Consider the following 19,450-nt stretch of genomic DNA (forward strand, 5'->3'; position numbering starts at 1 on the left):
TGGCCCATGAAGCCACCGTGTCTCGATCCCACCCCAGCAACTCGGACACCTGCTTCGCCGGGACCCCGGCCGCCAACAGCCCCAGACCCCGCGCACGCGCCGCTTCTTGATCCCGCAACACAACCCCCACAGCCGTGTTGCACCGACCACTAGAAACCGCCCTCGGCGTGTCGCGGTCCGGGTCCGCGTTTTCTTCTCCCGGTTCGGGTCCGGCCCCGGTCCCGGTCCGCGTTTTCTTCCGCCGAGGCAAGGGCCAGCCGGGCTCAGCCCACCGCGGGCGCCGCGGCCAGCACCGTCCGCACGGCGGCGACGCGCTCGTCGTACCGCCCCGGCCCCGCGCCGTACGCCCGCTGCTCCCACGGGTCCACGACGGTGGCGAGCAGCGCACACGCCCGTTCCGCCCACGCCCGGAGCTGCGGGTGGACGCCGCCCGCGACCTTGAAGTGCGCCACCGCGGCGGCGACGTAGGCGTCGATCTCGCCGTGCAGGAAGCGGACGTGCGGCTCGTCGGCGTCGAGCCACGCGACGACGTCCTCTGGGGCCGCCTCCCACAGCTCCTCCGGCACGAGCGCCCAGTCGTCGAGCAGCTCGACGAGCGCGCCGGGGACCTCGTCGTCCGACCCGCCGTCGAAGAAGTACTCCTCGAGGTGCCGCAACGTGTCGTGCCCGTCGTCGGAGCCGAACGGCGCACGCGGGTCGTCGGCGGCCCAGAACCAGTCGGGCGCGACCGCGACGTACGCGGGGTGGCTCGTGGCACGCGCCAGTCCGTCGAGGCCGTCGAGGAAGCGGGACGAGGTCGCCATGCGGCGCACGCTAGCGAGCCCGCGCCGACCGGATAGCGTCGACCCGTGGCCGCCGACGGGCGGCGGCCCCGAGCGAGGAGTCGCCATGGCGGTCGAGGTCGTCGAGAACGAGCAGGAGAAGCGGTACGAGGCACGCGTCGACGGGGCGCTCGCCGGCTTCGCGGTCTACATCCCCGCCGACGGCATGCGCGTCATCACCCACACCGAGGTGGACCCGGCCCACGAGGGCCAGGGAGTCGGCTCGGCCCTGGCCCGCTTCGCCCTCGACGACATCCGCGCCCGGGGCACGAAGGTCATGCCGCTCTGCCCGTTCGTGCTGGGCTGGATGCAGCGCCACCCCGACTACGCCGACCTCGCCTTCAACGCCCCGGCCAGCCGGGTCACCGACTGAGCCGCGCGGCCGCACCATGAGCGACTGCTACCTCGACAAGGCCGAACCTGCGGCGTACGCCGCCCTCGGCTCCACGGCCGCCGCCGTCACCGAGGCCGCGAAGCGGGTCGGGCTCGACCGCCGGCTGGTCGAGCTCGTCAACCTCCGGGTCTCGCAGATCAACGGCTGCGCCTTCTGCCTCGACCTGCACCACCGCCGTGCGCTGGCGGCGGGGGAGGAGCCGCGACGGCTCGCGGTGCTCGTGGCGTGGCGCGATACCTCCCTGTTCTCGGAGGCGGAGCAGGCCGCGCTCGTGCTCGCCGAGTCGATCACCCGCCTGCCGTCCCACGACGAGCGCTGCCGCGCCGAGGCGCGGGCCCGACGGGTGCTCGGCGACGAGGCGTACTCCGTCGTCGCCTGGATCGCCGTCACCATCAACGCCTTCAACCGGCTGTCGATGACGAGCCACCACCCGGTGGGCTGAGCCCCCCCCGAACGCCGACCGGGTCGTGGTGGGAGACCGACGGAATCCGTAGGTCTCGCACCACGACCCGGTCGTGGGGGAGGGAGTACGCCGCGGGTCAGCCCGCAGCGACGTCGATCGGCTGGCCGTCCTTGGGACGGCCGAGCGGCTTGCCGACGACGATGACGTTGTTCTCGTAGTACTCGCCGTTCCAGTCCGCGCAGGTGATGAGCACCAGCGCGCCGTCGCCGTGGTCCTGGCCGAAGAGCTCCTCGGCCTTCTCGGTGACGTCCTCCCGGCTGTAGTAGCGCGGGGAGGTGGTGAGCTCGTAGCGCATCCGGCCCTGGTCGCTCACCACGTCGACCAGGTCACCCTGCTCGAGCTGGCCGACGCTGTTCATGGCGCCGCCCCCGGTGTGGACCGTGTGGCCGGTGATGACCGTCTGACCCTGGGTGGCGCCCGGCTTCGCGCTCAGGTTCCACCAGCCGACCAGCTCGGCGTCGCGGGGCGGGTCGAGCACCCCGTCGGCGACGCTGATCGGGATGATCGGCGCCGAGACGTCGATCCGCGGCACCTCCAGCCGGATGGGCGCGGCCGGGTCGATCGAGACGAACTCCGACGACGTCGTGCCGTCGTCCGCCTCGCCACCCGGCCACGCCACACCCCAGCCGATCATGCCGACGCTCATCACGAGGAGCACCGTGGTCAGGGCCGAGAGGAGCGCGTCCCCCAGTCCGGGCCGCTTCGTCGTGGTGCTCTCGTTCATCGCGTCAGTAGACCACGGAGGGTCAGATCGAACGGCGCGAACGGACGAGCTGCGCCACACCGGCACCGCCCGCGAGGACCGCCATGCCACCCAGGGCGACCGGGCCCCACGGGACCTCGGTCTCACCGGCGGAGCCAGCCGGCACCGACACGGGAACGGCCGGGGTCGGGTCGCTCGGCGGCGTCGGGTTCGGCGTCGTGGTCGGCGGGGTCGGGGTGTCGATGTCGGCCACGCCGCCCTTGCAGAACGCCTTGCCCAGCTCGAGGCTCGCGAAGCTGGTGCCGATGAACTGCGAGGCCGCGGGCAGCACCTGCAGGTCGAGGGCGGTGACCTCGATCGAGTTGGCGGACGGCTGCGACTGCTTGTTGAGCGTCAGGCTCAGCAGGTTGTCGCGGACCGGGGCCAGCTGGCTCGAGATCTGCGCGATGACCAGGTCGTTGATCTGGCCGACGTAGGGCAGCAGGGCGGTGAGCGGCTGGAGCGCGCCGTTGAGGCCGTTGGTCAGCTGCTGGTCCACCCCCACGAGCACGGCGTCGACGACGTCGTCGAGGTTGGTGACGACCTCCGTGTTCGGCGCGATGTCGCCGACCGGCAGGTCGAGGATCTCGATCTCCTGGCCGCCGACCGTCACGTAGCCGCGCAGGTCGGCGACGTTGGAGTCGGCCGAGGCGGAGGTCGACGTCGCCTGGCAGGTGCTCTGGATCGCGCCGGCGGACTCGATGACGATGCCGAGGTCGCCGAGGCCGCCCAGGACCTGGTTGACCACGTCGCTCAGCGGCGTCGTCAGCTGGGAGGCCAGCGGGCCGAGCGCGTCGTTGAGCGGCTGCGTCAGCGGGTTGAGGATGTTGGACTGGATCAGCTGGGCGTCGCCCAGCTTGACCGTGCCCGGCAGCAGCGTGACCGCGTCGCCGCCGGTGAGGCAGGAGCCGTCACCGACCTCGACGACGACCGCACCCGTGCCGGCGACGCCCGAGCAGGCCTGGGACGTGCCGCGGCCGTCGGCGACGGTGGTGGTCGCGTCCTGGTAGAGCACGCCCACCGAGACGTTGCTCTGGTTGGACAGGACGTCGGCGACCTCAGGGGAGTTCGTGCCGGTGGCCGTCTGCTCCTTGCCGTCGTTGACGACCGTGAACTGGCCGGAGTCGACCGGGCTGCCCGCGATCGTCAGGATCGCCGCCGTGGCGCTCGCCTCGGCGGCGGGCTCGGCGGCCATGGCGGGCGCGGTGGTCACGCCGATGATGGCGACGGTCGAGAGCGCGGCGAAAAGGCGCGTGGTTGAGCGTGGCAAAGGAATCCCTCCCCGGATGGATCACGACGAGCGACGCCTTCTGTGCCCCGCTCGAGGTGGTCAACGACACATGCGATCGCAGGCTACTCTCAAGATTTTCTCAAGGCCATTGCAAGAGGCCGGTGTCTCACCGGGGGAGCCGGCGCTGACGCCTCGTGGCGAGGGCCCCGTGCCGCACTACGCTGTCCGCTGTCGCTGCCGATCGTTCGATCGGGAGCCCCGCAGATCCCGACGAACGGAGCCATCCACATGACTTCTCTCCCCGAGCGCCTCCAGGGCACGACCATCGCCGTGCTGGGCGGCACCGGCCCCCAGGGCCGCGGCCTCGCCCGCCGCTTCGCTGCCGCCGGCCTGCCCGTCGTGCTGGGCTCGCGCACGGAGGAGAAGGGGAAGGCGGCCGCGGCCGAGCTCGCGGAGGCCCTCGCCGGCACCGAGGGTGTCGGTGTCGTCACCGGTACGGACAACGCCGGTGCCGCCGCCGCCGGTGACGTCGTGCTCGTCGTCGTGCCGTGGGACGGCCACAAGGAGCTGCTCGAGAGCCTGCGCGAGCAGCTCGCCGGGAAGGTCGTCGTCGACTGCGTGAACCCGCTGGGCTTCGACAAGCAGGGCCCCTACGCGCTCAAGGTCGAGGAGGGGTCCGCGACCGAGCAGGCCCAGGCGGTGCTGCCCGACTCCACCGTGGTCGGTGCCTTCCACAACGTCTCCGCGGTGCTGCTGGAGGACCCCGAGGTCACCACGATCGACACCGACGTGCTGGTGCTCGGCGACGAGCGCGAGGCCACCGACCTCGTCCAGGACCTGGCCGGCGTCATCCCGGGGGTGCGCGGGATCTACGGCGGACGTCGCCGCAACGCCCACCAGGTCGAGGCCCTGACGGCGAACCTCATCGCCGCGAACCGTCGCTACAAGGCCCACGCCGGCGTGCGCATCACCGACGTCTGATCCGTCCCTCACGGGGTCGTGGCCCCAGCGCACCGGAAAGTGGTGCGCTGGGGCCACGACTCGTTGGGGGAAAGTGCGCGGGGGGCTCGGCCGGGAGGAAGAAAACGCGGACCGGGCGGGCCTGCGCCTCGGCGTGTCGCGCCTCCGGGTCCGCGTTTTCTTTCGGGGCTCCCGGGCCCCGTCCGCGTTTTCTTTCTCGGGCCCCGGCCCGACCCCTACCAGCTCGACTTCGTGATGCCCGGGAGCTCGCCGCGGTGCGCCATCTCGCGGAACCGCACGCGCGACACCCCGGCCTTGCGCAGGTAGCCCCGGGGCCTGCCGTCGACCTGGTCGCGGTTGCGCAGGCGCACGGGGGAGGAGTCGCGGGGCATCCGGGCCAGCGCCTGGACCGCCGCGGTCAGCTCCGCGGAGCCGGCGGGGGCGCGCCGTACGCGCTCCTTCGCCTCCGCGCGCCGCTCGGCCCAGCGGGCGACGATCTCCTGGCGCCGCTTCTCGGCGGCGATCTTCGACTGCTTGGCCATCAGCGCTCCTCCCGGAACTCGACGTGGCGGCGGATCCGGGGGTCGTACTTCATGAGCACCATCCGGTCCGGGTCGTTCCGCCGGTTCTTCTTCGTGACGTAGGTGTAGCCCGTGCCCGCCGTGGAGCGGAGCTTGATGATCGGGCGCACGTCGCTGCCGCGCTTCGCCATCAGAGCTTCACCCCTGCCCGCTGCAGCTCGGCGACGACCGATTCGATGCCGCGGGCGTCGATCACCTTGATGCCGCGCGCGCTGACGCGCAGCTTCACGCTGCGCCCGAGCGTCGGCACGTAGTAGCGCTTCGTCTGGATGTTGACGTCGAACCGTCGCTTGGTCCGGCGGTGGGAGTGCGAGACGTGGTGGCCGAATCCCGGCTCCCGTCCCGTCACCTGGCACACACGTGACATCGGGTTTCCTTCCGTGGCAGACTTGATAACGGTTCTCATTCTAGACACGAAAGTGAGCATCCTGATGAAGCAGGGCATCCACCCCGACTACGGACCGGTGGTCTTCCGCGACCGCTCGGCCGGTTGGACGCTGCTGACGCGCTCGACGCTGGCGCGCACCACCGGCGAGACGACCGAGGTGGACGGCGTGACCTACCCCGTCGTCGACGTCGACGTCTCCTCGGCCAGCCACCCCTGGTGGACCGGCAAGGGTCGCGTCCTCGACACGGAGGGCCGGGTGGAGGCCTTCCGGCGTCGGTACGGCGCGGCTGCCGCCCCCCGCGGCACGGAGCCCGCCTCGTGAGGGCCGCCGTGCTGCTCGTGACCGGTGTCGACCCGGACGCGATGGCGGCCGCACAGCTGGGTCTGCTCTGGGACGCGCCCCGGGCGGTCGCCGTGAGGCACCGCATCGACGTCGCCCGTGGCGTGCTCGAGCGCGTGGTCTCGGACCTGAACGGGGTGGTGGAGCACGAGGAGACCGAGCTCGAGCACGCCTGCGTCAGCTGCGCGCTGCGCGAGGACGTGCTGCCCACGCTCGACCGGCTCGCCCGCGACGGGCGGTGGCACTCGATCGTGGTGCAGCTGCCGGTCGGCGCGGAGGCGGACCAGGTGTGCACGGTGCTCGCCCGCGACCCCCGGCTCGCGCGCCGGCTCCGGGTCGCCGCCGTCGTGACCGCCCTCGACCACGGTGCGGTCGTCGAGGACCTCCTCGGCGACGACACCCTCGCCGACCGGGGCCGCGGCACGTCCGAGGACGACGACCGCGGCATCGGCGACGTGGCCTGCGCGATGGTCGAGCACGCCGACGTCGTGGTGCTGACGGGCCCCCCGACCGAGGACGAGGACCGCTCGGGGGAGCCGGACGTGGCCGCGACGCTCGTGCGCACGCTGGCACGCCCCGACGTGCCCGTGGTGGAGGACGCCACCCGGCTCGAGGCGGCGTCCCTCGTGGCGCAGCCGCCGCACCGGCACGGGCGGACCGTGGCCTGGGGGTCCCACGTGCGGGAGGTGCCGTTCGTCGCGGCCCCCGGCCCGGGCGTGTGGTCGCTGGAGCTCCGCGCCGACCTGCCGTTCCACCCCGACCGGCTCGTGGAGGACCTCGAGTCGCTCGCGGCGGGCCCCTGGCGCACCCGCGGCTGCTTCTGGCTGCCGACGCGCCCTGACCGGGCGCTGCTCTGGGAGGGCGCCGGCGGCCACCTCTCCATCGGCGACGGGGAGGCGTGGGGGCCGCGGCCGCGGCGTACGCACCTCACCTTCGTCGGCGTCGGCGAGCGTCCCGCGCACCTGCCCGCCACGTTCGAGTCCCTGCTCGTGCCGGCCGCCGCCGTCGGTCCGGGCATCCGCTGGACCACCGCGGAGGACGGGTTCGAGCCGTGGCTCGGTCCGATCCGCCGGGTCGCCTGAGCGCCCACCCCTGACGCAAGGAGAAGGAGAGAACCGTGGCCGTCCCCAAGCGACGCATGTCGCGCAGCAACACCCGCCACCGCCGTTCGCAGTGGAAGGCGACGCCGGCCGACCTCGTGCCCGTGGTCGTCGGCGGCGAGGTGCACGCCGTGCCCCGGCCGCTGGTCCGCGCCGTGCAGCGCGGCCTGGTCGACCCCGCCACCGGCCGACCGACCCGCAAGGCCTGAGACAACGCCCGAGAGGAGGAACGCGATGAAGGTCCGCAACTCGCTGCGGTCGCTGAAGAACCAGCCCGGCTCGCAGGTCGTGCGGCGCCGTGGCCGCACGTACGTCATCAACAAGCAGAACCCCCGGCTGAAGGCCCGCCAGGGCTGACGGCGTCGCCGGTCCGACCACGGACACGGTGACAGACGGAGCGTTCGGTCGGCCCGGTGGTCGGCCGGACGCTCCGGTGCGGGAGACTCCGGTGCCATGAGCGCTGAGCAGACCCATGTGGCCTACGCGTACGACGCCGAGTCCGGCATCGCCCGCATCACCCTCGACGACGCCGCCGCCGGCAACCCGATCCACACCGCGTCGCTGGAGCAGCTGCTCGCCGCCGCCCGTCGGGTGAACGCCGACGGCGCGCGCGTCGTCGTGCTCGCGGCCCGGGGCCGCTTCTTCAGCGTCGGCGGCGACCTCGCGCAGTTCGGCGGCGCCGACGACATGGCGGCCTACATCGACGACCTCGCCGACGGCCTGCACCGCGCCGTCAGCGAGCTCGTGCGCTCCGACGCGATCGTCGTCGCCGCGGTGCAGGGCGCCGCCGCCGGGGCCGGCTTCCCGCTCGTGGCCGCCGCCGACATCGTGCTCGCGGCGCGGTCGGCGAGCTTCACGCTCGCCTACACGCGGGCCGGCCTGAGCCCCGACGGCGGCTCGTCGATGCTCGTGCACACGCTCGGGCTGCACCGCGCGCTGCGCCTCGCCCTGCTCAACGACCGCCTCGGCGCCGAGGAGGCCCAGGCCGCCGGCCTCGTGGCCCGCGTCGTCGAGGACACCGAGCTGGAGGCCGCGACCGAGGAGATCGCCGGCCGCCTCGCCGCCGGTGCGGCGGGCGCCCAGGCGACCACGAAGCGGCTGCTCCGCCAGGCCGCCGAGCCGGCCCCGGAGACCCGGCTGCGCGCCGAGGCGCTGGGCATCCGCGCCCAGGCGGGCGGCCCCGAGGGGCGGGAGGGCGTCTCCGCGTTCCTCGCCAAGCGGCCGCCGGTGTTCGGGGGCTGATACGGGGCTGATGCGGGGGCTGATGCCTCGTCTGGGGAACGCGCGCCACGCGCTCGACTACCCTCGGTCGTGGCCCGGTCGGGTCGCTCACCCAGATCTCGTGGAGGTACGACGCGGATGCGCGCCAGTAGAGGCACCAGGATCGCGGCGCTCGTGGGCGCGGTGGCGCTCACGGTGAGCGCCTGCAGCGGCGACGACGGCGACGGCGACGACGCCGCCCCCGACCTCCCGGAGAACCTCGCCGAGGCGTGCCCCGCCGTCGGCGAGATCGTGAGCCCGGCCGAGGACCCGGGCGAGACGGACTACACCCGGCTCGCGGCCGACCTGCGGGACTTCGTCGACAACGCCGACGAGGAGACCGCCGACGCGCTCACCCCGCTCGCGGACGCGGCCGAGGCGCGGGCCGAGGCGGCGGCGAACGTCGACGAGTCGGACGTCAACGACTTCGCGGCGGACCCGAGCAACTTCCCGACCGACCTGGAGCCGGGCGAGGAGGTCACGATCGAGGGCCCGCCCGTCGAGGGTGACGCGGGGGCGCTCGAGGCGGCCGACGACCAGTGGATCAGCGCGCTCGAGACCGTCAGCGCCACCTGCGACGCCGAGGGCACGCCGCTCTACTCCGAGGAGCCCACGCCCGGCCTCACCGAGGAGCCGGCGCAGCCCGCCGAGACGGAGAGCACCGAGGGCTGAGCGCCCGGGTCTCCGCAGACGCAGCGAGGGCGTCCGATCCAGTGGATCGGACGCCCTCGTCGCGTTTCCTGGGCCGGTCCCTCGTCGAGGAGCCGGCGTCAGGTCTCCGTGATCAGGAGCCGGAGACCTGCTTCTTCAGGGCCGCGGCGGCCTTGAACGCCGGCGTCGTGCTCGCGGCGATCTGGATCTCCTCGCCCGTCTGCGGGTTGCGGCCCGTGCGGGCCGCGCGCTCGCGGGTCTCGAAGGTGCCGAAGCCGGCGACGGCGACCTTGTCGCCCGCGGCGAGCGCCTTGGCGATCGCGTCGAACACGGCGTTCGCAGCCGACTCAGCGTCGCCCTTGCTCTGGCCGGTGGCCGCGGCGACCTGGTCGACGAGCTCCTTCTTGTTCATGTGTGACTCCTTGTCGAGAACGTGCGGTCAGAGCGACCGTAGCGGGGAAAACCCCGCAGCACGCTACCGAACCGCCGTGATTGCTGGCGTGTCGGGAGCGGACGCGGGCTCCGGGTCCCCGTCGGGGACCTCCGCGACGAGCGTACGACGCCAGGCCGCTGCCCCCGCGAGCAGGAGGGCGGCGACGCCGGACCCGACGGTGACGACGTACGCCGCGGTGGGCGCCCCGAGGTCGATCGACCCGGCTCGGGCCAGGTCGGCCAGGCGGCCGGCGAGGGCGGCGCCCGCGGCGTACCCGAGGCCCGTCGCACCGGCCAGCAGCGTCATCGCCGTCGCGACCCGCGCGACGGGGACGACCCGCTCGGCGAGCGTGAAGGTGGTGATCATGTAGGGCGCCACGGCGAAGCCGAGCACGAGCGTGACGGCGGCGACGGCCGGCAGGGTGTCGGCGAGCAGCAGCGGCGCGCTGAGCACGGCGAGCGCGGCCGCGGCCACGAGCAGGCGCCGGCCGAGCGTGAACCGGTCGGGCAGGTAGGCGTAGGTGAGCGCGGCGGTGACGCTGCCGACGCCCAGCAGCGCGTGCACGAGGCCCGCCGCGCCGGGCATCCCGGCGTCCGTCGCGACGGCGGTCGAACCGGTCTGGATCGAGCCGAACACCATGCCGAGCAGCGTCTGGGCGCCGAGCAGCACGAGGACCGTGGCGGTGAGGAGCGGGGCGGAGGTGCCACCGAAGCGACGGCCCGTGCCCCGCGGGGCGGAGCCGTGGAGCCCGAACGCGGTGCCGAACACGCCCAGCGTCACCGCGGCGACGACGAGCGCGCCGGCCGGGTCCACGAGGGCGGCCAGCAGGCCCACGACGGCGGGGCCGAGCACGAAGGAGGCCTCGTCGGCGGCCCCCTCGTAGGAGAAGGCGGTTGCCACGAGGCGGCCCTGCTGGGCCTCCCCGGCGGTCAGCGGGCGCCAGCGCACGCGGGCGAGGGGCCCGACCTGGGGGAGTGCCGCGCCGGCGAGCGCGGCGACGACGAGGAGGGTGGTGAGGGGGGCGCCGCCCGTCGCGCACAGCACGAGGGCGACGAGCCCGACCGCGCCCACGACGGACTGGACGAGCACCACGGGGCGCTGTCCCCAGCGGTCCGCCAGGCTGCCCGCGACGGGGGCGCCGACGGCGTTCGCGACCGCGAGGGCGCCGGCGGTCGCGCCACCTGCGCCGTAGCTGCCGGTCTCGGCCGCCACGAGGAGCAGCGTGCCGATCTGGGACATGGCGAGGGGGACCCGCGCGACGAAGGCGACGAGGACGTAGGTGGGACTGGTCAGGCTGACCAGGCGGCGATAGGAGTGCATCGGTGACATGAAGGCTCCGGGCAGGACGAGGCTGCGCGCCGTACCCACCTCCAAGACGCGCCCGAACCCTGAGCTGTCCCCATGTTACGGGCATGTTGCGTCCTGCGTGAGGCCGCGCGGTGGAGGCGTCCGCCACCACGGCGTCCGGCGCCCTAGACTCCGCGCCGTGCCCGCCCAGACATCACCGCACCCCCCGGGACCCGCGCCGCGTCGACCCCGTGCCGACGCCACGCGCAACCGCGCGCGGGTCTCGGACGCCGCGGTCGAGGTCTTCGCGGAGAAGGGCCTCGACGCCACCGTCGCCGACGTCGCGCGGCGCGCCGAGGTCGGGAACGCCACGGTGTTCCGGCACTTCCCGACCAAGGCCGACCTGCTGAGCGAGGTCGCGGGTCGGTGGATGGAGACCTGGTCGGCGGACGTCGCGGCCTACCTCCAGGACGACCGCGACGACACGCTGCGCCTGCTGCTCGCCGAGCTGCTGGACAGGTTCCGGCGGGACAAGTTCGCGCTCGACGCCCTGTGGAGCGGCGACTTCGACGACCGCATGCGGCTGGCCCGGGAAGAGCTGATGGGCCGGTGGTCCGTCGCGCTCGACCGCGCCGTCGGGGCCGGCCTCGTCGCTCCGGACGTCACGCTCGACGACCTGGCCCTCCTCGTGCTCGGCATGGCCTCCCGCCTGTCCGAGACCGGCGACGCCGCTCCCGCCTCCTGGCAGCGTGCCGCTCGGTTCGCCTGGGCCGCGGTCGCCCGCCCCGCCGACGTTTAGGGGAGCCTTTCCTGTCTGGAACGGTTCCAGAAAAGGTGGTTATGTAGGTGCTGTCGCCGGCTCGAGCCGGCACCACGACCCCCCAGGAGAGGAGATCGCCATGAGCGACACGATCCAGACCACGACGCCCGCCGCGACCCACAAGGCCAGCCCGCGCTTCACCGCCTCGCAGCAGCTCGCCGACCACCTGCAGGCGCTGAGCGCCGACCTCATCGACCTGCACCTCGTGGGCAAGCAGGCCCACTGGAACGTCGTGGGCAAGAACTTCCGCGACCTCCACCTGCAGCTCGACGAGGTCGTCGACGCCGCCCGCGAGTTCTCCGACACGGTGGCCGAGCGCATGCGCGCGATCTACGTGACGGTGGACGGCCGGGCCGCCCGCGTCGCGACCCAGTCGAGCCTGCCGGAGTTCCCGGCGACCGAGGTCGACACCGCGCAGTGCGTGGACCTCATCACCGCCTCGATCTACGCGGTCTCGGGCACGGCCCGACGCATCCACGACGACGTCGACGCCGAGGACCCCACCACGGCCGACATCCTCCACACCATCATCGAGCGCCTCGAGCAGCTCGCGTGGATGATCGACGCCGAGAACCGCACCGCCAACGCGAGCGAGCCGGCCAGCATCAACGAGTGACCCTCGCGCGACCGACGTCGCGCGACGAGCCGGCCCCCCTGTCCTCTGTGGCGGAGCAGGGGGGCCGGCTCGTGCCGTCCCCGGGACCCGGAGGTCAGAGGCGCGCCGAGTGCAGCACGCGCGTCACGTCGATGCGCAGCGCGACCCGGTCGGCGCGCTCCTTCGGCTGGCGGTAGCGCGCGGCGTACCGCTCCACGGCCCGCGCCACGTCGTCGGGCTCGGTGGTCGCGGTGGCGGTGCCCTCGAGCGTGACCCACCGGGCGCCGTCGACGTGGCACACGGCGACCGGTCCGCCGGGGCTGGCCTGCACGTTCCGCGCCTTGCGGGCGCCGTCGAACGTGATCACCCACGCACAGCCGCGCTCCGCGTCGATGCCGACGCCGACCGGCACCACGTGCGGGCGGCCGTCGGGGCGCAGCGTCGTGAGTGTCGCGAGGTGGCGCTCGGCGAAGAACGTGGCGAGGCCGTCGGGGACGGCGCTCCAGTCGGGGGTCCAGGACGGCACGGGGGCTCCGATCGCGGGGGACGAGCAGGACGGCGGGGGTGCGGCGGGCTGGCCGCGCGTCGACCCTAGCGATCCGCTGCTCGCCCGACGGGGTGGGACCGCCCGCCTAGGCTCGGGTCATGGCACACCGGACCGGCCAGGCCCCGCTCGCGACGACCCTCGCCCGGGGTCTCGACACCGTCCTCGACCGCACGATCGCGCCCGGCTACACGAAGCTCGGGCTGGGGCTGCGGCGTCGTCTCCCGACGTGGCCCGCCGACCCGGCCCCCGACGCCCTGCGCGGGCGGATCGCCGCGGTCACGGGCGCCACGTCCGGCCTCGGCCTCGCCACCGCCGAGGGGCTGGCCCGCCTCGGCGCGTCCGTGCGGCTCATGGTGCGGAACGTCGAGAAGGGCGAGCAGGTGCGCGCCGAGCTGCTGGAGCGGGTGCCGGGCGCCGACCTCGTGGTCGACCGCTGCGACGTGGGCGACCTCGACGACGTACGCCGCGCGGCCGCCGCGATCGACGCCGCCCTCGACGGCCGCACGCTCGACGTGCTCGTGCACAACGCCGGGGTCATGCCGCCGGAGCGCACGCTCTCGCCGCAGGGCCACGAGCTGTCCATGGCCGTCCACGTGCTGGGGCCGGTGCTGCTCACCGACCTGCTCCGCGACCGCCTCGCGGCGTCGTCCGACGCGGCCGACCCCGACGACCCGGCCCCGAGCGGCGCGCGGGTGGTCTTCGTGACGTCGGGCGGCATGTATGCGCAGGCGCTCCGGGTCGACGACCTGGAGTACGACGCGGCGCCCGCGGACTACTCGGGGACGACGGCGTACGCGCGGTCCAAGCGCGCCCAGGTCGAGCTGCTGCCGTCGCTCACCGCGCGCTGGGCCCCGGAGCACGTCAGCGTCGCGGCGATGCACCCCGGCTGGGCCGACACGCCGGGGGTCGTCGACTCGCTGCCGGGCTTCCACAAGCTGACCGGGCCGGTGCTGCGCGACGCGGCCGGGGGTGCCGACACCGCCGTGTGGCTCGGGGCCGTGGAGCCCGCGCCGCCGTCGGGCGCGCTCTGGCACGACCGCCGCGTGCGACCGACGTCGCTCCTGCGGCGTACCCGCCCGTCGGCGGCCGACCGCCGTGCGCTGTGGGACTGGGTGCAGGAGAACGCGGGCCTCGACTGAACCCCGCGTCGTGGCCCCAGCGCCACGGAAAATGGCCCGCTGGGGCCACGACGCGCGATTAGATCCAGCGGTCGAACCAGATCCGGTCGAGCCACTCGCCACGGGTGAGGAGCTCGGCGGTGTAGATCGGGTAGAACCACGCGAAGTTCACGATCACCAGCACGACGACGGCACCCGCCACGACGACACCGACCGTGCGGCGCGGTGTGGGCACGCGGGACCGGCCGATCAGCTGCCCCAGCGCGAGCGTGAGGGCGATGACGATGAACGGCAGGATCGCCATCGCGTAGAAGATGAAGATCGGGCGGTCGTCGTTGAAGAACCACGGCACCCACGTCGAGAGCGCGCCGACGACGGCGACGCCGTAGCGCCAGTCGCGGGCGCCCAGCCACATGAGGGCCGCGAAGGCGAGCGCGACCGCGCCGGACCACCACAGCACCGGCGTGCCGAGGATGAGCACCTGGCGCAGGCAGGACGAGTCCGGTGCCGCGTCGCAGCCCTGGGCCCCGGGTGCGATGTCGTTCTCGGCGTGGACGCCGACGGGCCGGTTGAGCAGCAGCCAGCCGCGCGGGTCGGACTGGTAGGGGTGGGTGGAGCAGTTCAGGGGGGGGTACTGCGTGTGGAACGTGTAGACGTCCTCGTGGTAGTACCAGAGCGACCGCAGCGACTGCACCACCTCGCCGAGGCCCGAGGCGTCCGGCTCGGTCGCGGTCGGCCAGCGCTTCGAGGGGTCGGTCTCCGCCTGGCCGTCGCAGTCCGCGGCGGGCGCCACGAACTGCGTGTACTGCGTCGAGGAGAACGCCGCCTCCTCCTGGTCGGCGTGGATGAGCCAGCCGGTCCAGCTGAGCACGTACGTCGCGAACGCGACCAGCACGAGGTAGCCGAACGCCGGCAGCCCGTCGGTGAGGGCGGCGCGGAGGAGGGAGCGGCGTACGCCGAACATCCGGCGCGCGCCGGCGCTCCAGACCCACACGAGGACGCCGAAGGCGGCGAGCGGGTAGAGCGCCGTCCACTTCGTGCCGACGGCCAGGCCCCACATGACGCCGCCCGTGAGCAGCCACGGGCGCCAGAGCAGGCGTCGTACCGGACCCCAGGCGGCCCAGCGGGCCGTGCCGTCGAGCGGGTCGAGCCGGGCGGTGGGGTCGTCGGGCCGCTCCGGCACGAGGTGCGCGAGCCGCGCGCGCAGCCAGAAGCGGTCGTTGACGACGCAGGCGACGCCGCAGGTGATGAAGAGGGCCAGGAAGATGTCGAGCAGTGCGAGGCGCGACAGCACGAAGTGCATGCCGTCGAAGGCCAGGAGGACCCCGGCCACGAGCCCGAGCATCGTCGAGCCGGTCATGCGGCGCACGAGGCGGCACAGCACGAGCACGAGCAGGGCGCCCGCCACGGCGGCGGAGAAGCGCCAGCCGAAGGGGTCCATGCCGAAGAGCCGGATGCCGAGCGCGATCGCCCACTTGCCGACCTCGGGGTGCACGATCAGCTCGGGCTCGTCGGACCACGCGTCGAGGTCGCCGCCGAGGATCCGGTCGTTGGCGTCGTCCGGGTAGTCCCGCACGTAGCCCAGGTTGAGCAGCGACCAGGCGTGCTTCGCGTAGTAGGTCTCGTCGAAGGAGAACTCCCGCGGCGTGCCGAGGTGCCACAGCCGCATCCCGAGCGCCAACGCGAATACGCCGAGCGCCGGCAGCCAGCCGCCCCAGCGCGTCGACCAGCCGGCGAGCGCGCGGGTGACCGCGGGCGGGGCCACGGCTCGTCCCGCCCGCTCCCTGGCGCGGGCGAGGATCGGCGAGGTCACGGGGGTGAACTCTACGATCGGGGCGTGAGCGGAGACGGGAGCGGCGTGCTGGTGCTGGCGGGTACCCCGATCGGGCGCCGGGACGACGCGCCCCCGCGCCTCGTCGCGGAGCTCGCCCGGGCCGATGTGGTCGCCGCGGAGGACACGCGCCGGCTGCGGCGCCTGACCACCGACCTCGGGGTGGAGCTGACCGGGCGGGTGGTGTCCTACTTCGAGGGCAACGAGACCGCCCGCACCCCCGTGCTGCTCGAGGCGCTGCTCGCCGGCGAGCGCGTGCTGCTGGTGACCGACGCGGGGATGCCGAGCGTGTCCGACCCGGGGCTACCGGCTCGTGGCCGCCTGCGTCGAGGCCGACGTGCCCGTCACCGCCGTGCCGGGCCCGTCCGCCGTGCTCACCGCGCTCGCCGTCTCCGGGCTGCCCGTCGACCGCTTCTGCTTCGAGGGCTTCCTGCCGCGCAAGGCGGGCGAGCGGGGCCGCCGCCTCGCCGCGCTCGCCCGCGAGGAGCGCACGATGGTGTTCTTCGAGGCGCCGCACCGCACCCACGCGGCGCTCGCGGCGCTCGCGGAGGCGTTCGGCGACGACCGCCCCGCCGCCGTCTGCCGGGAGCTGACGAAGACCCACGAGGAGGTACGCCGCGGCGGCCTCGCCTCGTTGGTCTCCTGGGCCGCCGAGGGGGTGCGCGGGGAGGTGACGCTCGTCGTGCAGGGCGCCACGCCCGGTGCGTCCGTCGCCTCCGACCCGGACAGCCTGCGGGCCGCCGTGGCCGAGGCCGAGGCCGCGGGCGCGACGCGCAAGGACGCCATCCGCGACGTCGCCGACGCCGCCGGCGTGCCCAAGCGCGTCGTGTACGACGTGGTGCACAAGGGGTGACCGGTCGATCCGCGCCCCCGCTAGGGTCGGCCCCATGCCTCCCGCGCGCGTCACGTCGTTCGTCCACGAGGGCCTGACCTTCGACGTCGAGGACTCGGGCCCGATCGACGGGGACGTCGTCGTGCTCCTCCACGGGTTCCCGCAGCGGGCCTCCTCCTGGCGCCGCGTGGCCCCCCTCCTGCACGCGCACGGCTACCGCACCGTCGCGCCCGACCAGCGGGGCTACTCGCCCGGTGCGCGTCCGACCCGCCGGCGCGACTACACCGTGCAGCACCTGGCGGGCGACGTCCGGGCGCTGCTCGACGCGCTCGGCCCGGCGGGCGAGCGCGTCCACCTCGTCGGCCACGACTGGGGCGCGGTGATCGGGTGGGGCGTCGCCGCGGCGTACCCCGACCGCCTGCGCACCTTCACCGCCGTCTCGGTGCCGCCCACGGGCGCCTTCGTGCGCGGCGGGCTGCGGGGGCCGCAGCTGCTGAAGTCGTGGTACATCGGCGCCTTCCAGCTGCCCTTCTTCCCCGAGCTGCTGGCCGGCCGCCGGCCGGAGGCCCTCGAGCGCGTGCTGCGCTCGGCCGGCATGACGAAGGAGGACGTGGCCCGGTTCCGCACCGAGATCCTCGACCACGGCGCGTTCCCGGGCGCCATCAGCTACTACCGGGCGCTGCCGCTGGCCGCCCGCGGCTCGTTCTCGGCGCGCGTCCGGGTGCCCACGACCCTCGTGTGGAGCGACGGTGACACGGCGGTCGACCGCGCCGGCGTGGAGCTGGCGGCGGACTACGTGGACGCGCCGTACGAGCTCGTCGTCCTGCAGGGCGTGAGCCACTGGGTGCCCGAGCACGCTCCGGAGGCCCTGGCCGAGGCGGTGCTGGAGCGCGTGGGGAGCGTCGGGTGACCGACCCCGACCGACCCACCCGCTCGCGGGCCGCGGCCACCGAGCAGGGCTCACGCCGTGACCGCTCCCGCCCCCCGGCCCCGGAGCCGCTCCCGCACCCGGTCGTCGACAACCACTGCCACCTCGACATCGCCGACGGCCCGGACGGGGCGTGGGTGGAGGTCGACGCCGCGCTCGCGGCGAGCGCGGCCGTGAACGTCCCCCGCATCGTGCAGATCGGCTGCGACCTCGAGGGGGCGCGGTGGGCGGTCGCCGCGGCGGAGCGGTACGACGCGCTCGTCGCCGGGGTGGCACTCCACCCCAACGAGGCGCCGCGCCTGGCCGCGGCCGGCCGGCTCGACGAGGCGCTCGACGAGATCGAGCGGCTGGCGGGGGCACACGCCGACGTGCGGGCGGTGGGGGAGACGGGGCTCGACTTCTTCCGCACCGGTCCCGACGGCGCCGACGCGCAGCGCGAGAGCTTCGCCCGCCACATCGCGATCGCCAAGCGGCTCGACAAGACGCTCGTCATCCACGACCGCGACGCGCACGCGGCCGTGCTCGACGTGCTCGACGCCGAGGGCGCGCCCGACCGCTGGGTGATGCACTGCTTCTCCGGGGACGCCGACTTCGCGCGCGCCTGCCTCGACCGGGGTGCGCACCTCTCCTTCGCGGGCACGGTCACCTTCAAGAACGCCGAGCCGCTGCGCGAGGCGCTCGCCGTGACGCCCCAGGACCGGGTGCTGGTGGAGACGGACGCGCCGTACCTGACGCCCGTGCCCTACCGCGGGCGCCCCAACGCGTCGTACCTCGTGCCGCTGACGATGCGCGTCATGGCCGAGGTGCGGGGCGAGGACCTGGGCGAGCTGTGCGCCGCGGTGGACGCCTCGACCGAGCGTGCGTTCGGGGGCTCCTGGGGCCGCACGAGCGGGTGAGCTCGGCCGGGGGAGGGACGTGACCCTGTGCACGGGGGATTGGAGGCTCCTCCGATCTCGGCTACGGTCGGGGTCTTGTCAGCCGGGATCGGGCATCCACACCGACCGGCGCAGGGTGCGGCTCGCGGGCCGGGCGCGGACAGACAACCGCGTTCCGATCCCCGCTACTTCCTCAGTCGACCCGACTGGATCCCGACGGTTCCCGACGAGGCGCGGCAGGAGACCCCTGCGGCCTGCTCGCCGGTGGCACGTCGCGGCCCAGCGGTGCGCCGACGCTCGTGAACCGGGAACCACGTCGTTCGGAGAAGCGTGCAGCTCAACAGTGTCCTGGGCAGCCGAGGCGATCTCGCCCGGCTCGTCCGCAGTCGGGGGTTCGTCATCGCGCTGGTCGCGGTCGTGGTGCTGGCGGTGGCTGGCACCACCGCCGGCTACGCCGCGCTCGGCAAGTCCGTCACCCTCTCGGTGGACGGGCAGGAGCGCACGGTCACCGTCTTCGGAGGCACGGTGGGCGACGTCCTCGAGTCGGAGTCGATCGACGTCGGGGAGCGCGACCGCGTCGTCCCCAGCGTCGACGAGTCCGTCGAGGACGGCACCAAGGTCGACGTCCGCTACGCGCGGCCGCTCGAGCTGACCGTCGACGGCGAGTCCCAGACCCGCTGGGTGCTGGCGACCAACGTCGACGCCGCCCTGACGGAGCTCGGCGTCGACGACGCCGCCACCGTCTCGGTGAGCCGCAGCGCGTCGATCGACCGCGAGGGCCTCGCCCTCGAGCTGGTCACCCCGAAGACGCTCACCGTCGTCGTCGGCCTCGACGACCCGGTGCAGGAGCGCGTCGCGGCGACGACCGTCGCGGACGTGCTCGAGCAGATGGGGGTGGAGGTCTCCGAGACCGACGCCGTCGACCCGGCGCTCGACAGCACCGTCACCGACGGCCAGACCATCACCGTGGTCCGCTGGACCGCGCAGGAGGCGACCGTCGAGGGCCAGCGCGTGCCCTACGACACCGTCGAGGTCAACGACGCGACCCTGGAGAAGGGCGAGCGCGAGATCGAGCAGGAGGGCCGCGACGGCGCCGCCGACGTGACCTACCGCGTCGTCTTCCGCAACGGCAGCACCGTCGAGCGCACCGAGCTCTCCCGCGAGGTCACGACGGCCCCCGTCACCGAGCGCATCCGCGTGGGCACCAAGGAGCCCGAGCCGGAGCCGTCCACCTCGTCCGGCTCGTCCGGCTC

The 19,450-nt window shown here is 74.2% G+C and carries 24 protein-coding genes and 2 pseudogenes; 16 read left to right on the forward strand and 10 right to left on the reverse strand.

The annotated features are described in order from the left end of the window. Positions 1-263 precede the first annotated feature (263 nt). Positions 264-803 (reverse strand): hypothetical protein, encoded by a 540-nt coding sequence (locus tag QE405_RS20520; RefSeq protein ID WP_307205147.1) that lies wholly within the window; start codon positions 801-803, stop codon positions 264-266. A gap of 85 nt (positions 804-888) precedes the next feature. On the opposite strand from QE405_RS20520, the gene QE405_RS20525 reads away from it, so the two are divergent. Then, the gene (locus QE405_RS20525; protein ID WP_307205161.1) at positions 889-1,194 is read left to right on the forward strand and encodes a GNAT family N-acetyltransferase; all 306 of its coding nucleotides are present in this window, start codon (positions 889-891) and stop codon (positions 1,192-1,194) included. A gap of 16 nt (positions 1,195-1,210) precedes the next feature. After that, positions 1,211-1,657, forward strand: a complete 447-nt coding sequence (locus QE405_RS20530) for a carboxymuconolactone decarboxylase family protein (protein ID WP_307205169.1) — start codon at positions 1,211-1,213, stop codon at positions 1,655-1,657. A gap of 97 nt (positions 1,658-1,754) precedes the next feature. Here QE405_RS20530 and QE405_RS20535 read toward each other — a convergent pair whose 3' ends face one another. Next, positions 1,755-2,402: a class F sortase gene (locus QE405_RS20535; RefSeq protein ID WP_307205172.1), complete on the reverse strand. Its 648-nt coding sequence runs from the start codon at positions 2,400-2,402 to the stop codon at positions 1,755-1,757. 22 nt (positions 2,403-2,424) lie between these two features. Beyond that, positions 2,425-3,633, reverse strand: a complete 1,209-nt coding sequence (locus QE405_RS20540) for a hypothetical protein (RefSeq protein WP_307205174.1) — start codon at positions 3,631-3,633, stop codon at positions 2,425-2,427. 306 nt (positions 3,634-3,939) lie between these two features. Between QE405_RS20540 and npdG the strand changes: the two genes are divergently transcribed. Beyond that, complete coding sequence (gene npdG, locus QE405_RS20545) at positions 3,940-4,632, forward strand: NADPH-dependent F420 reductase (protein ID WP_307205176.1); 693 nt, start codon at positions 3,940-3,942, stop codon at positions 4,630-4,632. Positions 4,633-4,847: 215 nt separating this feature from the next. Here the strand turns inward: npdG and rpsN are convergent, their stop codons facing one another. From rpsN to rpmB, 3 genes are read right to left on the reverse strand one after another with little or no spacing between them, the layout of a single operon-like run. After that, the gene (gene rpsN, locus QE405_RS20550) at positions 4,848-5,153 is read right to left on the reverse strand and encodes a 30S ribosomal protein S14 (protein WP_307205178.1); all 306 of its coding nucleotides are present in this window, start codon (positions 5,151-5,153) and stop codon (positions 4,848-4,850) included. Beyond that, positions 5,153-5,323 carry a 50S ribosomal protein L33 gene (gene rpmG / locus QE405_RS20555; RefSeq protein ID WP_307205180.1) on the reverse strand — a complete coding sequence of 57 codons (171 nt, stop codon included), beginning with the start codon at positions 5,321-5,323 and terminating at the stop codon, positions 5,153-5,155. The genes rpsN and rpmG overlap by 1 nt, the downstream gene beginning before the upstream one ends. Continuing rightward, on the reverse strand, positions 5,323-5,559 hold the full coding sequence (rpmB, locus tag QE405_RS20560) for a 50S ribosomal protein L28 (RefSeq protein WP_307205181.1): 237 nt from the start codon (positions 5,557-5,559) through the stop codon (positions 5,323-5,325). The genes rpmG and rpmB overlap by 1 nt, the downstream gene beginning before the upstream one ends. A gap of 64 nt (positions 5,560-5,623) precedes the next feature. Here rpmB and QE405_RS20565 point away from each other — a divergent pair, with 64 nt between their 5' ends. The 6 genes from QE405_RS20565 (at position 5,624) to QE405_RS20590 (ending at position 8,952) form a co-directional block, all read left to right on the forward strand. Continuing rightward, on the forward strand, positions 5,624-5,902 hold the full coding sequence (locus tag QE405_RS20565; protein ID WP_307205963.1) for a type B 50S ribosomal protein L31: 279 nt from the start codon (positions 5,624-5,626) through the stop codon (positions 5,900-5,902). Beyond that, the gene (locus QE405_RS20570) at positions 5,899-7,002 is read left to right on the forward strand and encodes a CobW family GTP-binding protein (RefSeq protein ID WP_307205184.1); all 1,104 of its coding nucleotides are present in this window, start codon (positions 5,899-5,901) and stop codon (positions 7,000-7,002) included. The genes QE405_RS20565 and QE405_RS20570 overlap by 4 nt, the downstream gene beginning before the upstream one ends. Positions 7,003-7,037: 35 nt before the next feature. Further along, on the forward strand, positions 7,038-7,229 hold the full coding sequence (gene rpmF, locus QE405_RS20575; protein ID WP_307205185.1) for a 50S ribosomal protein L32: 192 nt from the start codon (positions 7,038-7,040) through the stop codon (positions 7,227-7,229). A gap of 25 nt (positions 7,230-7,254) precedes the next feature. Next, positions 7,255-7,377, forward strand: coding sequence for a type B 50S ribosomal protein L36 (ykgO, locus tag QE405_RS20580; RefSeq protein WP_023645249.1), 123 nt, complete (start codon positions 7,255-7,257; stop codon positions 7,375-7,377). Between the two features lie 96 nt (positions 7,378-7,473). Beyond that, entirely contained in the window at positions 7,474-8,262 is a 789-nt protein-coding gene (locus QE405_RS20585; RefSeq protein ID WP_307205196.1) for an enoyl-CoA hydratase/isomerase family protein, read from the forward strand. Positions 8,263-8,379: 117 nt separating this feature from the next. Next, entirely contained in the window at positions 8,380-8,952 is a 573-nt protein-coding gene (locus QE405_RS20590; protein WP_307205205.1) for a hypothetical protein, read from the forward strand. 112 nt (positions 8,953-9,064) lie between these two features. On the opposite strand, the gene QE405_RS20595 is transcribed toward QE405_RS20590, so the two are convergent. Both QE405_RS20595 and QE405_RS20600 read right to left on the reverse strand, forming a co-directional pair. Next, the gene (locus tag QE405_RS20595) at positions 9,065-9,343 is read right to left on the reverse strand and encodes an HU family DNA-binding protein (protein ID WP_307205220.1); all 279 of its coding nucleotides are present in this window, start codon (positions 9,341-9,343) and stop codon (positions 9,065-9,067) included. A 63-nt stretch (positions 9,344-9,406) separates the two neighbouring features. Further along, positions 9,407-10,684 carry an MFS transporter gene (locus tag QE405_RS20600; protein WP_444939693.1) on the reverse strand — a complete coding sequence of 426 codons (1,278 nt, stop codon included), beginning with the start codon at positions 10,682-10,684 and terminating at the stop codon, positions 9,407-9,409. Between the two features lie 166 nt (positions 10,685-10,850). On the opposite strand from QE405_RS20600, the gene QE405_RS20605 reads away from it, so the two are divergent. Both QE405_RS20605 and QE405_RS20610 read left to right on the forward strand, forming a co-directional pair. After that, complete coding sequence (locus QE405_RS20605) at positions 10,851-11,450, forward strand: TetR/AcrR family transcriptional regulator (protein WP_307205232.1); 600 nt, start codon at positions 10,851-10,853, stop codon at positions 11,448-11,450. 100 nt (positions 11,451-11,550) lie between these two features. Next, complete coding sequence (locus tag QE405_RS20610; protein WP_307205234.1) at positions 11,551-12,087, forward strand: Dps family protein; 537 nt, start codon at positions 11,551-11,553, stop codon at positions 12,085-12,087. A gap of 94 nt (positions 12,088-12,181) precedes the next feature. Here the strand turns inward: QE405_RS20610 and QE405_RS20615 are convergent, their stop codons facing one another. Beyond that, positions 12,182-12,592: a pyridoxamine 5'-phosphate oxidase family protein gene (locus QE405_RS20615; protein ID WP_307205236.1), complete on the reverse strand. Its 411-nt coding sequence runs from the start codon at positions 12,590-12,592 to the stop codon at positions 12,182-12,184. A gap of 119 nt (positions 12,593-12,711) precedes the next feature. On the opposite strand from QE405_RS20615, the gene QE405_RS20620 reads away from it, so the two are divergent. Then, a complete protein-coding gene (locus tag QE405_RS20620) occupies positions 12,712-13,752 on the forward strand; it encodes an SDR family NAD(P)-dependent oxidoreductase (protein ID WP_307205238.1) in 1,041 nt (346 codons plus the stop codon). A gap of 58 nt (positions 13,753-13,810) precedes the next feature. Here the strand turns inward: QE405_RS20620 and QE405_RS20625 are convergent, their stop codons facing one another. Continuing rightward, positions 13,811-15,544: a dolichyl-phosphate-mannose--protein mannosyltransferase gene (locus QE405_RS20625; RefSeq protein ID WP_307205240.1), complete on the reverse strand. Its 1,734-nt coding sequence runs from the start codon at positions 15,542-15,544 to the stop codon at positions 13,811-13,813. 24 nt (positions 15,545-15,568) lie between these two features. Between QE405_RS20625 and rsmI the strand changes: the two are divergent. The 4 genes and pseudogenes from rsmI to QE405_RS21040 all read left to right on the forward strand — a co-directional run. Further along, positions 15,569-16,415: pseudogene (gene rsmI / locus QE405_RS20630) on the forward strand (16S rRNA (cytidine(1402)-2'-O)-methyltransferase). A gap of 34 nt (positions 16,416-16,449) precedes the next feature. Further along, positions 16,450-17,304, forward strand: a complete 855-nt coding sequence (locus tag QE405_RS20635; protein WP_307205242.1) for an alpha/beta fold hydrolase — start codon at positions 16,450-16,452, stop codon at positions 17,302-17,304. After that, positions 17,301-18,218 (forward strand): TatD family hydrolase, encoded by a 918-nt coding sequence (locus tag QE405_RS20640; protein WP_307205244.1) that lies wholly within the window; start codon positions 17,301-17,303, stop codon positions 18,216-18,218. The genes QE405_RS20635 and QE405_RS20640 overlap by 4 nt, the downstream gene beginning before the upstream one ends. 462 nt (positions 18,219-18,680) lie before the next feature. Beyond that, a pseudogene (locus QE405_RS21040) lies at positions 18,681-19,394 on the forward strand (ubiquitin-like domain-containing protein); the annotation flags it as partial. Between the last annotated feature and the right edge of the window lie 56 nt (positions 19,395-19,450).

The organism is Nocardioides zeae (assembly GCF_030818655.1).
Classification (GTDB): Bacteria; Actinomycetota; Actinomycetes; order Propionibacteriales; family Nocardioidaceae; genus Nocardioides; species Nocardioides zeae_A.

What these genes read in the sequence shown, in the direction of transcription:
- QE405_RS20520 (WP_307205147.1), bottom strand. Translation starts at nt 803, where the DNA reads ATGGCGACCTCGTCCCGCTTCCTCGACGGCCTCGACGGACTGGCGCGT.
- QE405_RS20525 (WP_307205161.1), top strand. Translation starts at nt 889, where the DNA reads ATGGCGGTCGAGGTCGTCGAGAACGAGCAGGAGAAGCGGTACGAGGCA.
- QE405_RS20530 (WP_307205169.1), top strand. Translation starts at nt 1,211, where the DNA reads ATGAGCGACTGCTACCTCGACAAGGCCGAACCTGCGGCGTACGCCGCC.
- QE405_RS20535 (WP_307205172.1), bottom strand. Translation starts at nt 2,402, where the DNA reads ATGAACGAGAGCACCACGACGAAGCGGCCCGGACTGGGGGACGCGCTC.
- npdG (WP_307205176.1), top strand. Translation starts at nt 3,940, where the DNA reads ATGACTTCTCTCCCCGAGCGCCTCCAGGGCACGACCATCGCCGTGCTG.
- rpsN (WP_307205178.1), bottom strand. Translation starts at nt 5,153, where the DNA reads ATGGCCAAGCAGTCGAAGATCGCCGCCGAGAAGCGGCGCCAGGAGATC.
- rpmG (WP_307205180.1), bottom strand. Translation starts at nt 5,323, where the DNA reads ATGGCGAAGCGCGGCAGCGACGTGCGCCCGATCATCAAGCTCCGCTCC.
- rpmB (WP_307205181.1), bottom strand. Translation starts at nt 5,559, where the DNA reads ATGTCACGTGTGTGCCAGGTGACGGGACGGGAGCCGGGATTCGGCCAC.
- QE405_RS20565 (WP_307205963.1), top strand. Translation starts at nt 5,624, where the DNA reads ATGAAGCAGGGCATCCACCCCGACTACGGACCGGTGGTCTTCCGCGAC.
- ykgO (WP_023645249.1), top strand. Translation starts at nt 7,255, where the DNA reads ATGAAGGTCCGCAACTCGCTGCGGTCGCTGAAGAACCAGCCCGGCTCG.
- QE405_RS20585 (WP_307205196.1), top strand. Translation starts at nt 7,474, where the DNA reads ATGAGCGCTGAGCAGACCCATGTGGCCTACGCGTACGACGCCGAGTCC.
- QE405_RS20590 (WP_307205205.1), top strand. Translation starts at nt 8,380, where the DNA reads ATGCGCGCCAGTAGAGGCACCAGGATCGCGGCGCTCGTGGGCGCGGTG.
- QE405_RS20595 (WP_307205220.1), bottom strand. Translation starts at nt 9,343, where the DNA reads ATGAACAAGAAGGAGCTCGTCGACCAGGTCGCCGCGGCCACCGGCCAG.
- QE405_RS20600 (WP_444939693.1), bottom strand. Translation starts at nt 10,684, where the DNA reads ATGCACTCCTATCGCCGCCTGGTCAGCCTGACCAGTCCCACCTACGTC.
- QE405_RS20610 (WP_307205234.1), top strand. Translation starts at nt 11,551, where the DNA reads ATGAGCGACACGATCCAGACCACGACGCCCGCCGCGACCCACAAGGCC.
- QE405_RS20620 (WP_307205238.1), top strand. Translation starts at nt 12,712, where the DNA reads ATGGCACACCGGACCGGCCAGGCCCCGCTCGCGACGACCCTCGCCCGG.
- QE405_RS20635 (WP_307205242.1), top strand. Translation starts at nt 16,450, where the DNA reads ATGCCTCCCGCGCGCGTCACGTCGTTCGTCCACGAGGGCCTGACCTTC.